This window comes from candidate division WOR-3 bacterium, from assembly GCA_039803925.1.
Taxonomy (GTDB): Bacteria; Hydrothermota; Hydrothermia; order Hydrothermales; family JAJRUZ01; genus JBCNVI01.
Map to the genome: position 1 here is coordinate 68547 of JBDRZL010000005.1, position 14238 is coordinate 82784.

The window sequence follows — 14238 nt, forward strand, 5'->3', positions numbered from 1 at the left end:
TCCCCGGTTAGGTTTAAGGAGGAACTGGATGGATGAAATTTTGATTATGCTTGAAAACAAAATTGAGGAACTTATTTTAAAACTTAAAGAATTTAAAGATTATAAGGAGAAAGTTCAGCATCTTGAAAGGGAAAATGCTGAATTAAAGGAAAAATTGAATAATGTTCTTGCAAGGATTGAGAGTCTCGTTAATAAGATAAAAGAGGTAGAGGGTTAGATTGGAAAGAATAAGGGAAGTTGTGATAAGAGGAAAAAAATATGAAGTAAGAACTGATTTATCTGATGAGGATTTAAAAAATGTTGTGAATATAGTCAACGATATCCTACTTGAAAGTGAAAAAAGCACTGTGACACCTGATTTTGAAGTTATAAGTATCTTAGCTCTTCTTTCCCTTGCTGAAAAAGTATATTTTTGCGAAAAAAAATTTGATTTAGCCCAAAAAAAAGTTTATAGTTTAATCAGGAGGATAGAGAATATATAAAATGAAGGAGATGAAAAATGCTTTTTATGGAAAAAGAAAAAAAGGATTTTGTTCCTTTAGCCTGGCGGGTTTCACCAAAAACCTTAGAGGAGTTTGTAGGACAAGAGCATATAATTGGGGAAAATGCCCCTTTAAGAAAATTACTTGAAAAGGGTAAGTTATTTTCTTCCATATTTTACGGTCCGCCAGGAGTAGGAAAAACAAGTCTTGCAAAATTAATTGCAAGATATATAGATGTTCCTTTTTATCACTTAAATGCTTCAACTTGTGGTGTTAAGGAGGTAAAAAAAGTATTAGAGGAAGCAGAGAGGTATTTAAAAACAAATGGTAAGGCACCTCTTTTATTTATAGATGAAATTCACAGGTTTAATCGCTTGCAACAGGAAATTCTCCTTTCATCAGTAGAAGAAGGGAAAATTATTTTTATCGGTGCTCTTGTTTTAAATCCTTTTTTTGTTCTTGATAAGGCTCTTATTTCAAGGACTTATGTTTTTGAATTTAAACCCCTTTCTGAAGAAGATTTAGTTAAGATTTTAAAAAGAGCTTTAAAGGAATATCCTGAGATTGAGGTAAAGGAAGAACTTCTTTTAAGATTAGCATCTTTTTCCGAAGGTGATGCAAGGAGAGCCCTTAATTTACTTGAAATACTCATTGAGACAAAGAATGGTAAGGGTGAAATTAAAATGGAAGACCTTGAAAATTTCAATTTTTATTTCAGGTATGATAAAAAGCAAGACGAACATTATGATTTTATTTCAGCCTATATTAAATCAATGAGAGGTTCTGATGCAGATGCAGCTCTTTATTACCTTTTTAGAATGCTTGAAGCAGGTGAGGATCCAAGATTTATTTTTAGGAGAATGCTTATTTTTGCCTGTGAGGATGTGGGGTTATCTGATCCTTATGCAATAGTTTTAATAACTTTACTTGCAAATGCTTTTGAAATGGTTGGATTGCCTGAGGGCGAGTTTTTTTTAAGTATGGGAACAATTTACCTTTCCCTTGCGTCAAAATCAAATAGTGTATTAATTTCTATGTCAAATGCAAAAAAATATGTAAGTGAGAAAAAAATAAGTGAGGTCCCTTTACATTTAAGGGACTCCCACTATCCTTCAGCAAAAAAACTTGGAAGGGGGATAGGTTATCTATACCCCCACTCAGACCCTGAAGCTATTTATCAAAAATATATGAAAGAATTTTTCCCTATTGTTTTTTTAAAGGGAATCGGTAAGGAAAAAGACTTACTTTTAAAACTCAAGGAAATAAGATATAAAAGATATAAATATAAAGAAGGAGGTGAAAAATGATACTCTTAATTATCTCTATTTTTTCTCTGCTTTCAGGAATTATAACGGGTTATATTGTTTCAAAATATATTATAGAGAATTCTTTAAAGAAGAAGAAAGAAGACTCTAAATCTATTATAGAGGAAGCAAAAAGAATGAGAGAAGAAATTATAGCAAAAGCAAAATCTGAGGCTGAAGAGATTGCAAGGAAGGAGAGGGAAAAGGTTGATTTACAGTATGCAAAGGCAAGAAGGGAATTAGAAAAATTCAAAAAGGAGCTTCAGGATAAGGAGTACCAAATAGAAAGAAAAGCAGAACTTATTTTAAGAAAGGAAGAGGAACTTAAGGTAAAAGAAAAGGAAATTTCTGAAAAGGAAAGAATTTTAAGATCAAAGATGGAAAGGTTAGAACAGACATTAACTGAGGAAATGAAGAAACTGGAAGAAATCTCTGGAATGACCCGTGAGCAGGCAAAAAGAGAACTTCTTAAAATCATTGAAGCAGAAGCAAGACTTGAAGGTGCTCAGCTTATCCACAGGATAAGAGAGGAGGCAAAACAGAATGCTCAAAGGGAGGCAACAAAAATTATAATTACAGCTATGCAGAGACTTGCTTCACAGGTCTCCTCAGAATCTTCTGTTACAGTTATACCCCTTGCCTCTGATGAAATAAAAGGTAGAATTATAGGAAGGGAAGGTAGAAATATTAGAACCTTTGAATCTCTGACAGGTGTGGAAGTGATTGTTGATGATACACCGGGTGCTGTTATTTTATCTTCCTTTGACCCTGAAAGAAGGGAAATTGCGAGAATCTCAATGGAAAGGCTTATTGCAGACGGAAGAATTCACCCTGCAAGAATTGAAGAAGTTGTTAAAAGAACTGAGGAAGAATTTCATGAATATATTAGAATAATAGGTGAGGAAACTATTCTTGAACTTGGTTTAAGAGGGATGCATCCAGAACTATTGAGGTATGTTGGAAAGTTGAAATTTAGGTCCTCCTTTGGTCAGAATCTTCTACTTCATTCAAAAGAAGTTGCACAACTTGCAGGTATGATAGCAGGTGAGCTTGATTTAGATGTAGAGATTGCAAAAAGAGCTGCTCTTTTACATGATATTGGAAAAGTTGCTGATCCTTCATACGAGGGTCCTCATGCTCTTATAGGTGCACAGATAGCAAAGAGATATGGTGAAAGTGATCTTGTAGCAAATGCAATAGCTTCCCATCATGAGGATGTTGAACCTGAATCCCCTTATGGTCCTCTTATAGCAGCAGCTGATGCTATTTCAGGTTCAAGACCAGGAGCAAGAAGGGAAACTGTTGAGGCATATATAAAAAGAATAGAAAAGCTTGAGGAAATTGCCACTTCTTTTGATGGAGTTGAAAAAGCTTATGCACTCCAGGCTGGTAGAGAATTGAGAATTATTGTTCAGGCTGAAAGAGTTTCTGATGCAGAGGCTTTTGAACTTTCAAGAACCATTGCAAAGAAAATAGAGGAAGAAGTGAAGTTTCCTGGTCAGATTAAAGTAACTGTTATAAGGGAGGTAAGAGCTGTAAGTTTTGCGAGGTAATATTTGAAAAAGAGAAAATCAATAGAGGTTAAAATCGGGAATATAATAATAGGTGGGGGAAGACTTCCTGTTATACAATCTATGACAGATACACAAACCTCTGATATAGAAAGCACAGTTAAAGAGGTGATTGAACTTATTGAGGCTGGCAGTGAAATGGTAAGAATAACTGTAAATACAGAGGAAGCTGCTAAGTCTATACCTGAGATAATAAGTATATTGAGGGATAAGGGGTATAGTAATCCGATCATTGGTGATTTTCATTTTAATGGTCATATACTCCTAAGAAAATATAAAAAAGTTAGTGAGATGCTTGATAAATACAGAATAAATCCAGGAACAACAGGAAAAGAGGAAAACTTTGTGGAGATGATAAAAATAGCAATTGATAATGATAAACCTGTGAGAATTGGTGTAAACTGGGGTTCAATTGATAAATTCCTTCTTACAAAAAATATGGAATTAAATTCAAAAAGAAAAAAACCCTATGATTTTAAAAGAGTTTTACTTGATACTGCAGTAGAATCGGTAGTTTTATCAGCTGAAAAAGCTTTAGAAATTGGTTTGAAGGAAAATAAAATTGTTTTATCCTGCAAGGTTTCTGAGGTTAACGAACTTATTTATGTTTATGAGGAGCTTGCAAAAAAGGTAAAATTTGCTCTTCATCTCGGATTAACAGAAGCTGGTTCGGGATTAAAAGGTATTATTTCTTCCTCCATAGGTATAGGTAGCCTGCTTTTAAAGGGTATAGGTGATACAATAAGGGTTTCTTTAACACCTAAATTAAATGAGAAGAGAACAAAAGAAGTAGAAGTGGCAAAGGAGATTTTACAATCTCTTGGTTTAAGAAGATTTAAGGCAGAAATTACTTCCTGTCCAGGTTGTGGAAGAACAAAGTCCTCTTATTTTAGAGAAATTGCTGAAAAAGTAAGTCTCTATCTCGAGGAAAAATCAAAGGTAGATGATAGGTATAAAAATTTAAAAGTTGCCGTAATGGGTTGTGTTGTAAATGGTCCAGGTGAATCAAAATTTGCTGATATTGGTCTTTCTCTTCCAGGTATCGGTGAAAAAAAAGCTGCAATTTATGTTAAAGGAAAGTTTAAAAAAAGTATTGAAATTGAAAAAGCAGAAGAGGAACTTATAAGTGAAATTGAAAACTTTATAAAAAATAACTAAAAAGGAGGTGATATGTTTAAAAGTTTATATAAAAAACTTTTATTTTTTTTAATCACTTTTAATTTTCTTTTTTCTCAAATAGGCCCAACTTTTGGTATAAGAGAAAATCCACCTATGGTATATGCACTTATAAATGCTAAAATAATAGTAAAGTCAGGTTTAGTAATTGAAAATGGTAAAATTGTGATAAGGAAGGGGATTATTGAAAGTGTAGGGAAGGATATTGAGATACCACCTGATGCCTATGTTATTGACCTTAAAGGAAAATGGGTTTATCCAGGATTTATAGAACCCTATTTTATTTATAAGGGTGAAAAGAAAATTGAAACTACTTCAGGTTCTACTTACTCATTTTTCTCAGGTTCAAAGGAAAAAAAGCAAATTAAAAAGGGTGTTTATTACTGGAATGATAATGTAAATCCACAGGTAGATATAGCAGATATATATTTTCCTGATGAAAAGATTATAAAGGATTATCTTTCAAATGGTTTTACAGCAGCACTTATTGTTCCTGAAAAGGGTATTTTTAAAGGTAAAAGCAGTCTATTTTCCCTTTTAAATGAAAAACCTAGTTTAACCCTTTTAAAGAAAGATGTTTTCGAACATATAAGTTTTGAAGTAAGAGAAGATGAAGATTATCCGAATTCTCTGATGGGTGCTATTGCTTTAATAAGACAGGTTTTTTATGATGTTATATGGCATAAAAAGGTATGGGAGAATTACGAGAAAAATAAAAGTAAGAAAAAGCCGGAGTTTATAAAGAATTTAAAAGACCTTGAAGATTTCCTTTATGGTAAAAAGAAAGTAATTTTTGAAACCAAGGATGACCTTTATCTTTACAGGGCAAAAAAAATAGCAAGTGAATTTAATCTTGATTATGCTGTCCTTGGTTCAGGTTATGAATACAGGCAAATTGAACTTTTAAAGGAGTTTAAAAATCCTATAATAATACCTTTAAATTTTGAAGAGGATTTAAAATTTGAAACACCTGAGGAGGCTTTAAATGTTCCTTTAAGTAAACTTTTACATTATAAATATTCACCCTATAACCCTTTTTTACTTTATAAAAATAAAATTGAATTTGCTTTAACAACCTATGGTTTAAAAAGCCCCTCTGAATTCTGGGATAATTTAAAAAAGATAATAGAAAGGGGTTTTCCTGAAGAATATGCTTTAAAAGCATTAACTGAAATACCAGCGAAACTGCTTGGAATATATGATAAAATGGGTTCAATTGAAAAGGGTAAACTTGCCCATCTTTTAATAACTGATGAAGATATTTTTAAAGAGGGAAAAATTTATGAAGTTTTTGTTGATGGAAAAAGAATTATAATTAGAGAAGAATTACCTGAGTTAGAAGGTAAATGGGAAATTGTTTTGAATATAGAAAAAAATGAAATAAAGGGAGAAATTGAATTGAAAGGAAGAGAGGATAAATACTCCGGGACATTTATTTATGGTGATAAAAAAATAAATATTGATAAGATTAAACTGGATTTTGCCCACATTAACCTTGTTCTTAATGGCAAAGAGATTGGCTTTGAAGGACTTTTAAATTTAAGCGGGAAAATTGAAAATGGAAAAATTATTGGAAAAGGAATTTTACCTGAAGGAAGAATTTTTGATTTCCAGATGAATTTTAAGGAAAAGATAAAAAAAGAAGAGAAAAAAGAAACTCTTCCAAAATTTGAGGATGTTAAGTTTTTCTTTCCTATGACTGCTTATGGTTATGAAAAACTACCTGAAACCCCTCAATATATACTTGTAAAGGATGCTACCTTATGGACTGCAAGTGAGATGGGTATTCTTGAAGGTTATGATATGTTAGTTGAAAATGGAAAAATTAAAAAGATTTCAAAAGATATTGAGCCTCCAAAAAATGCTATTATCATAGATGGAAAGGGAAAACATGTAACACCTGGAATTATTGACCCACATTCTCACATAGCAGTAACAGGCGATGTAAATGAGTCAGGTGATGCAATTACCTCTGAGGTGAGAATTGAAGATGTTTTGAATCCTTATGATATTGAGATTTATAGGGTTTTATCAGGAGGGGTTACAATGACAGCAATTCTTCATGGTTCAGCAAATCCAATAGGCGGTCAGTGTGCTGTTATTAAATTAAAGTGGGGCTCTAAAAATCCTGAGGAACTTTTATATAAAAATGCGCCCCCTATACTCAAATTTGCTCTTGGAGAAAATCCAAAACAATCATGGAGTAATCAGAGCAAGAGATATCCGAAAACAAGAATGGGAGTAAGGGAAATAATAAGGGATAATTTTTTAGCTGCCCTTGATTATGAGAAAAAATTAAAGAATAAGAAAGAAATTATAAGGAGAGATCTTGAAAAGGAATCGATACTTGAAGTTTTAAAGAATAAAAGATTTGCCTGGGTTCATTCTTATAGGCAGGATGAAATTTTAATGTTTATAAATCTTGCAAAAGAATTTGGGATAAAAAATGTTAGTTTTCAGCATGCTCTTGAGGCTTACAAGGTGGCAGAGAAAATTAAGGAAGCTGGTTTTTCTGCTACAACCTTTTCAGACTGGTGGGCATATAAATTTGAAGTTTACGATGCTATTCCTTATGGTGCTTATCTTATGTATAAAACAGGTGTTTTGACCTCCCTTCATTCTGATTTCTCAGAAGTGGCGAAGAGGTTAAATGCTGAAGCAGCAAAAATAGTTAAATATGGGGGTTTAAAAAAAGAGGAAGCTATAAAACTTATTACAATTAATCCGGCTAAACAGTTAGGAGTAGATAAATATGTTGGTTCTCTTGAAGAAGGAAAAGAAGCAGATTTTGTTATATGGGATAATGATCCACTTTCACCTTTCAGTAAGGTTCTTGAAGTTTATATTGAGGGTAGAAAATTTTTTGATAGAGAAATGGATTTAAAATTAAGGGAAAGGGATGAAAAATTAAAGAGGGAACTTGTTAATTACTATCTCAATAATAAATATAAAACAAAATCCAAGCCTTCTTTTGAAAAATTTAAAATGGGAGGATAAAAATGAAAAAAAAATTTATTATTTCTCTTTTAGTTTCTTTACTTTATTCAAATATTCAAATTCCTGGTGAACCTCAAAAAGGATATCTTGCACTTGTTAATGGATTTATTCATACAGTTACAAATGGAGATATTGAAAATGGTCAGATTTTAATTAGGGATGGTAAAATTATTGATCTCGGTAAAGAAATAAAAATTCCAGAAAATTCAGTTATTATTGATTTAAAAGGTAATCATGTTTATCCAGGTTTTATAGATGCAAATTCAATTATAGGGCTTATCGAGATTTCTTCTATTGAGGCAACCCTTGACTATGCTGAGGTTCTTGATTTTAATCCAAATGTAAGGGCAGAAGTTGCAATAAATCCTGACAGTGAACTTTTACCTGTAACAAGGGCAAATGGAATTTTAATAAGTAATGTTGTTCCTCAGGGGGGTATAATAACTGGTAGTTCATCAGTTATAATGCTTGATGGTTGGACAAATGAGGATATGGTTTTAAAAAGTATATCAGGAATTCATCTCAAATGGCCTTCAAAAAAGGAGTTCTCATACAGGTTTTATATGAGACCAAAATCAGAGGAAGAACTTTTAAAGGAATATGAAGAAAAGGTTAAAAAGATCAAGGAATTTTTTGAGGATGCCTATTCTTATTTAAAGGCTAAGTATTCTGATAAAAAATTAAGTGAAGTTTATGATACAGATGAGAGGTTTGAGGCAATGGTTCCTCTTTTAAAGGGTGAGATTCCCCTTTTTATTCATGCTGATGAGTATTACGAGGTAAGGGATGCTCTGGATTTCTTCGGTAATTTTAAAAATTTGAAATTAATTTTAGTTGGGGGTTATGATTCGTGGAGGTTAGCTTATGAATTGAAGAGTAAGAATATTCCTGTAATAATAACAGGGATACATACGAATCCAGTGAGGGAGGATGAGCCTTATGATGAACCTTTTACCTTGCCTTATAAACTTTATAAAGAAGGTGTTAAGTTCTGTATAGCTGGTTCAGGGAGTGCTTTTTCTGCAAGTAATGCGAGAAATCTTCCCTATAAGGTGAGCACTGCCTGTGCTTTTGGTTTACCTTTAGAAGAGGGTATAAAGTCAATAACAATTTATGCTGCTGAAATTCTTGGTATATCAGATAGGGTTGGTTCAATTGAAAAAGGTAAGGATGCAACTTTAATAGTTACAGATGGTAATCCTCTTGATATAAAGACAAATGTTTTAATGGCATTTATTCAGGGTAAAAAGGTAGATCTTGAAAGTAAGCATACTTTGCTTTTTAAGAAGTATTTAAAGAAATATAAAATTTCAGGTTTTATTTCAGATACTCCTTAGTCTTTAAAGGTTTTATTAAATCTTAATAAATTTTTTGTAAAAAATTTGTAAATTTGATAGATTATAATTATAAAAAAGGAGGTAAAAAATGAAAAAATTAATAACTATAATTGTATGTATCTGGTCTCTAAAATCTCAGACAATAATAAATGAGTCAAACTGGCCATATGGATTGAATCAGATAGGAAATCAGTGGCAATGGTATGCTAATTCTTCACCAGTATCTGTTAAGATGGATTCTCTAATTAATCAGACTAATGTATGGCACTTTGAAACAGGTCCAACTGCTCAAGTTTGGACAAGTACTTTACTTGATTTAACAAATGTTCCAGGAAATCCACCTCCGGGTTCTCAATTTGCTGAAAAACAACAGATAACAGGTCAGCCTTTAACTTATATGTATGAATCAGAAAATTCAAATGGTATGTATGTTTATGGGTTTTACAATCAATCTTATGGTCAGATAAATTATTCTCCATACTGGATACCTTATAAATTTCCAATGCAACTTGGTTCTAACTGGATAACTCAATTTGATTGGGAATTTTATGGGGATGTTGTTCATGAAGAGTATAAGGACACAGTAGTTAAGGAAGGAACCCTTTATTTACCTGATCCCTTGGGAGGTCCTTATCCATGTCTTGTAATAAGACAGAGATACCATGCCTATGATGATTACGGAATAATAAATGAGTATAGGTATATCTATGAATGGGTTGTTCCGAACCTTGGTTCAGCGGCTACCATTATGAGTCAATCGCCTGAAATGAATCCTTATTTTACAACAGCTGAGAAATATATAAGACTTAAAAGTGCAACATTAAATGAAGTAAATCCACCCATTTTTTCCCAGACAGAACTTTTTTCTTCTTCCTGTTATGGTCCTTTCATAGTAAAAAGTAAAATTACAGATCCTTCAGGAATTTATACTGATTCACTTTATTATAAATTTTCTAATACAGGGTGGTTTAGAGTTTATCATGATAGTGTTAAAAACAATATTTATTATTTTACGATACCACAGGTCAATCCACCAGTGACTTGTAATTACTATATTGTAGCATATGACAATTCAACTAATCATAATAGGGGAACAGATCCACAGGGAGCTCCTTTAAATACTTATTCTTTCTTTTTTATTGACCCCCAGCAGGATAATTTTCCACCTAAATTTTACAACACAACAGTATGGCATGATACATCCTATGCAGGTCCCTATCCAGTAAAATCTACAATTATAGATTCTGGAGGATGTATAGATTTTGCTTTATTATATTATAGAATTGGAGGAAGTGGTCCTTATAATGCTAAATTTCCTGACTCAGTAAAAGAGAACACTTATTATTTTAAAATACCTCAGGTTATTCCTCCAACAGTGATAGAATATTATTTAATGGCTCAAGATTATTCTTATAATGGAAATGTTGGATATGATCCACAGAATGCTCCTAATTCAGTTTATATGTTTAATGTTATTGATAATATGCCCCCTTCTTTTACAGGCACAACAGTATGGAATGATACTACTTTTAATGGTCCTTTCCCTGTAAGATCAATTATAAAAGATCCTGCTGGTATACAATGGGCAAGAATATACTTTAAAATTTTTACGAATCCATGGGATTCACTTCCCTATGATTCTGTTAAGGGTGATACTTTTCATTTTCATATTCCACCTATTACTCAAACATCTATAATAAGATATTATTTAAAAGCAAAAGATAATAATCAGAATGTAGGAAGAGATCCTTCTAATCCAAATCAGTATTATCAATTTATTGCAAACTATGTTAATGTGGATGAAAATTTAGTTAATAGAGGTGAACTTGTATTTAATGAAGATATAAAAAATAAAAAACTTTATCTTTTTGTTCCAAAAGAAGATTTTATATCTTTAAAAATCTATAAATCTGATGGAAGTTTAATAAAGAAAATTTTAGAGGGTAAAGTAAATAGAGGTGTTTATGAATTTTCCTTTAAGGAATTAAAAAGGGGAATATACTTTATTGTGCTGGATTCAGAAAAAAATAAAAAAATAAGAAAAATGTTATGTGTAAGGTAACACTTTTTTTATTTACACTTTTAGGAATTATAAAAATAGAAGAGGTTAAGAAAAATTCCTCTTTATATGTGGAAAATCAGATTCTGATTAAATTAAAAAAGGGTGTGAAGGAAGATGAATTTTTTTCTAAAAATGGTTTAAAGATATTAAGAAAAAGCCAGTATGGGAATTTTTATACAGTTTTCACAGAAGAAAATATAGAAAAGATGATCGATAAGTTAAAAACTGAAAGTGAAGTTATGTATGTTCAGCCAAATGTTAAGTGGTATATAACTCTTCATAATATAAAATGGATACCGAATGATCCCTATCTTTCTTATCAATGGCATTTTTCAAAAATAAAACTTTTTCAAGCCTGGGATATTGAACAGGGAGGAAAAAGCGAAATTAAAGTGGGTGTTCTTGATACAGGATGTGCTTTTGAAGACTTTCCTGTTCCGAATTACGAGAGAGATGAAGTTAATTCTGATTGGTATAAAAAAGCACCTGATTTTGATAGGGCAAATTTTATAAACGGTTTCGATTTTGTCCATAATGATTTTCATCCTAATGATGATCACGGTCATGGAACATTTGTTTCAGCAACAATAATTGAAAGCACAAATAATGGAAAAGGTGTTGCAGGAATAGCATTCAACATAACCCTTATGCCAATAAAGGTTATAAATTCTTATGGATGGGGTTCAACTGATTGGGTAACAGATGGACTTTACTATGCAGTAGAGCACGGTTGTGATATTATAAATATGAGTATTGCATCTGCAGTTGATCCAGGTCCTATATTCTATGAGGCAATTCAATACGCATATTCAAAAGGGGTAATAATGGTTGCAGGAGCAGGAAATAGCGCCTATCGTGAACCCTATTTCCCTGCTGCATATAGAGAAGTAATAGGTGTTGGAGCAACAAATTCAGCTGATTCCTTAACTTTTTATTCCAATTATGGTGATACAATAGATGTTGTTGCGCCTGGTGGGGATTTAATAGATAGAGATGGAAACGGTTTTCCTGACCTTGTTGTTCAACAGACAATTGGAATGAGGGAAATAGGTTTTCCAAAACCAAAACCTGATACCTTTTTTTATGTAGGAATGGCTGGAACTTCAATGGCTACTCCCCATGTGACAGGTGTTATTGCGCTAATGCTCTCTCATAAGATACCCACTAAAAATGTAAGGAAAATATTGAGGATTTATTCAAAAGATTTAGGAATGCCAGGTTATGATACTTTATATGGATTTGGTAGAATAGATGCTTTTTATGCCCTTGGAGGAGGTGATACAATAGGACCTTCTATTTTAAACACAACAATATGGACAGACACAAATTTTCCTGGTCCTTTTCCTATATGGTCTGAGATTAAAGATCTTTTTGGTTTAAAAAATAAAAAATTGTTTTATAGATTTAATAGTGAACCATGGGATTCAGTTTCTCCTTGCGATTCTTTTTTATATAAATTCTTATTTTTAATTCCTAATGTTAATACTCCTACCTTTATAAGATACTATTTAAAAGCAAAAGACCTTTCAGATAATATATCTTTTGACCCTGAAAATGCACCAACAATTTCATACGGTTTTTTTGTTAATGTATTGAATATTGAGGAAAATGTCAAAAAAGAAGAAAATAAAATTATAATTTTTTATGATATAACCGGAAGAAAAATAAATGAAAATTTAAGAAAAAGAAAAATTTATTTCATAAAGGAAAAAACAAAATTTAAAAAAATTATTACCTTTTAAGCTCTATAATGAAAAAAGTATAACCATTTTGTGGCAAAACATTTTCCCTTTGTAATGTATATGTATGAGAACCTGCACCGGGTTCATCATAAGTTACAAGCGTTACACCGAAATAACCCCATTGACCAGACCAAATATCATAAAATCCACCTCCGCAAGCACTTGCTATAGGTGTTCCATCTCTTAAAACTCTTATAAATCCATCAACAGCCCCACCAGAAGCATTAGTCTGTAAGTGAGCATATATTAAAACAACAGAACCATCTTCTCCTGTTCCATGTGATGTATAATTAAGCGTTGCAACATTATTCCAGCTTATCCCCGAGGGTTCATAATAACTTTTTAATCCCACAAATCCCTGATTATAAAAATCACCGAGTAAGTGGAATCTTGACAGTGGGTTATCTGTTCCAATACCCACATTAGGATTTACTCCGCCAGAATTATCAAGAGCGTAAATCTGGTTTGTTCCATAATTTACTTCCCAGCCCATTTTAGGCTGTATCCAAAAAATTTTGTTTTCTTCTTTTCTGGAACCATAAGAGGATATAATTAATCCTGAAAGGATTAAATTTGTAATACCACCAGTTGTTATACTTAGTATGATGTTTTTCATCTTAAACCTCCTTTTTATAGTAAATTATAAATTCTAAAATTTACAAATTTTTTACAATTGATTCATATTTTTCTTTAATTAAATTAGCCTTTAATTTTTCGTTAATTTCCTCATATATTAGAATCAATTTTTTATAGGGAAATTCAAGGTAAGGGTCAAGTTTTATAATTTTTTCTAAACATTCTATTTCTTTTTCTCTAATTTTTAAAGTTTCATAAATTACAGCCAATTTTTCTAAAACTTTTATTCTTTCCTTTTTAAGATCTAAAATGATATTATCAAAAAATTCATTTCCTTTATCTTCTTCTAAAAATTCATTTTCAGTTTCACTTATAAATTTTTCAAAATAGTTAAGGGCATTTCTATAATCTCCTTTTTCAAAAAAATTTTCGCCCGTATTCCTTTTTTCTTTTAGGTCAAAATAATCTATAAAAACATTTTTTTCTCTCTAAGAATCTATAACCTTCTATATTTCTCTCAAGAAAAATATTAAGTTCATTATTAAGAAAGGAAAAAAGAATTGAGATAGATTTGACATATTTTTCAGAGTATTTTCCATAAAGAATTTCAATAATTCTCCTTTTGCTTACCCATCTGTTTTTCATAAAAACCAGGATTTTAAAAAACTGTCTTAATTTTTTTCTTTGGAGAATAATTTTTTCCTCTCCTAAAATTATTTCGAAATTTCCGAAGAATTTTATAATAAGTGGAGGGGGTTCAATTTGAAAATAATACAAAATATCTTTTATTATTTTTTTCGCTTCCTTACCCTTCTTACTGATTTCTTTGAAAATCGATTTTGAATAAATTTTCTTATCAACTATTATTTCAGGTAAAAATTCAATAGGTATTTCATTATCTTTGATTGCCTTTAAAAGGACATCTTTGTCAGAAAGTATATTAATGAGTATTTTTTTTAGATAAGGATTTGAATAAATAAATTCATCTATT

General features: G+C 31.4%; 12 protein-coding genes. 9 read left to right on the forward strand and 3 right to left on the reverse strand.

Features of this window, described 5'->3' with window-relative positions:
- The first annotated feature begins 28 nt into the window (after nt 1-28).
- The 9 genes from ABIN17_03855 to ABIN17_03895 all read left to right on the forward strand — a co-directional run bounded on the left by ABIN17_03855 (nt 29) and on the right by ABIN17_03895 (nt 12671).
- Nucleotides 29-217, forward strand: a complete 189-nt coding sequence (locus ABIN17_03855; protein MEO0284193.1) for a hypothetical protein — start codon at nt 29-31, stop codon at nt 215-217.
- A 1-nt stretch (nt 218) separates the two neighbouring features.
- Nucleotides 219-482, forward strand: a complete 264-nt coding sequence (gene zapA / locus ABIN17_03860; GenBank protein MEO0284194.1) for a cell division protein ZapA — start codon at nt 219-221, stop codon at nt 480-482.
- A 17-nt stretch (nt 483-499) separates the two neighbouring features.
- Nucleotides 500-1789, forward strand: coding sequence for a replication-associated recombination protein A (locus ABIN17_03865; protein ID MEO0284195.1), 1290 nt, complete (start codon nt 500-502; stop codon nt 1787-1789).
- Nucleotides 1786-3339, forward strand: a complete 1554-nt coding sequence (rny, locus tag ABIN17_03870; GenBank protein ID MEO0284196.1) for a ribonuclease Y — start codon at nt 1786-1788, stop codon at nt 3337-3339. The genes ABIN17_03865 and rny overlap by 4 nt, the downstream gene beginning before the upstream one ends.
- Nucleotides 3340-3342: 3 nt before the next feature.
- Nucleotides 3343-4515, forward strand: a complete 1173-nt coding sequence (ispG, locus tag ABIN17_03875; GenBank protein ID MEO0284197.1) for a flavodoxin-dependent (E)-4-hydroxy-3-methylbut-2-enyl-diphosphate synthase — start codon at nt 3343-3345, stop codon at nt 4513-4515.
- Between the two features lie 12 nt (nt 4516-4527).
- Nucleotides 4528-7530 carry an amidohydrolase family protein gene (locus tag ABIN17_03880; GenBank protein ID MEO0284198.1) on the forward strand — a complete coding sequence of 1001 codons (3003 nt, stop codon included), beginning with the start codon at nt 4528-4530 and terminating at the stop codon, nt 7528-7530.
- A gap of 2 nt (nt 7531-7532) precedes the next feature.
- Nucleotides 7533-8867 (forward strand): amidohydrolase family protein, encoded by a 1335-nt coding sequence (locus ABIN17_03885; GenBank protein MEO0284199.1) that lies wholly within the window; start codon nt 7533-7535, stop codon nt 8865-8867.
- 88 nt (nt 8868-8955) lie between these two features.
- Entirely contained in the window at nt 8956-10929 is a 1974-nt protein-coding gene (locus ABIN17_03890; GenBank protein ID MEO0284200.1) for a hypothetical protein, read from the forward strand.
- A complete protein-coding gene (locus tag ABIN17_03895; protein MEO0284201.1) occupies nt 10917-12671 on the forward strand; it encodes a S8 family peptidase in 1755 nt (584 codons plus the stop codon). Before ABIN17_03890 ends, ABIN17_03895 begins: the two co-directional genes overlap by 13 nt.
- On the opposite strand, the gene ABIN17_03900 is transcribed toward ABIN17_03895, so the two are convergent.
- From ABIN17_03900 to ABIN17_03910, 3 genes are all read right to left on the reverse strand, one after another.
- Nucleotides 12661-13287, reverse strand: a complete 627-nt coding sequence (locus ABIN17_03900) for a hypothetical protein (GenBank protein ID MEO0284202.1) — start codon at nt 13285-13287, stop codon at nt 12661-12663. The two genes, ABIN17_03895 and ABIN17_03900, sit on opposite strands and share 11 nt — an antisense overlap.
- 40 nt (nt 13288-13327) lie before the next feature.
- Nucleotides 13328-13516, reverse strand: coding sequence for a hypothetical protein (locus ABIN17_03905; protein ID MEO0284203.1), 189 nt, complete (start codon nt 13514-13516; stop codon nt 13328-13330).
- A 187-nt stretch (nt 13517-13703) separates the two neighbouring features.
- Nucleotides 13704-14238 (reverse strand): hypothetical protein (locus ABIN17_03910; protein ID MEO0284204.1); only part of this gene is annotated, 535 nt, incomplete at its 5' end.

Bases quoted from the DNA above. Each gene is read 5' to 3' on its own strand.
- ABIN17_03855 (MEO0284193.1), top strand. From the start codon at position 29: ATGGATGAAATTTTGATTATGCTTGAAAACAAAATTGAGGAACTTATT.
- ABIN17_03865 (MEO0284195.1), top strand. From the start codon at position 500: ATGCTTTTTATGGAAAAAGAAAAAAAGGATTTTGTTCCTTTAGCCTGG.
- rny (MEO0284196.1), top strand. From the start codon at position 1,786: ATGATACTCTTAATTATCTCTATTTTTTCTCTGCTTTCAGGAATTATA.
- ABIN17_03880 (MEO0284198.1), top strand. From the start codon at position 4,528: ATGTTTAAAAGTTTATATAAAAAACTTTTATTTTTTTTAATCACTTTT.
- ABIN17_03885 (MEO0284199.1), top strand. From the start codon at position 7,533: ATGAAAAAAAAATTTATTATTTCTCTTTTAGTTTCTTTACTTTATTCA.
- ABIN17_03890 (MEO0284200.1), top strand. From the start codon at position 8,956: ATGAAAAAATTAATAACTATAATTGTATGTATCTGGTCTCTAAAATCT.
- ABIN17_03895 (MEO0284201.1), top strand. From the start codon at position 10,917: ATGTGTAAGGTAACACTTTTTTTATTTACACTTTTAGGAATTATAAAA.
- ABIN17_03900 (MEO0284202.1), bottom strand. From the start codon at position 13,287: ATGAAAAACATCATACTAAGTATAACAACTGGTGGTATTACAAATTTA.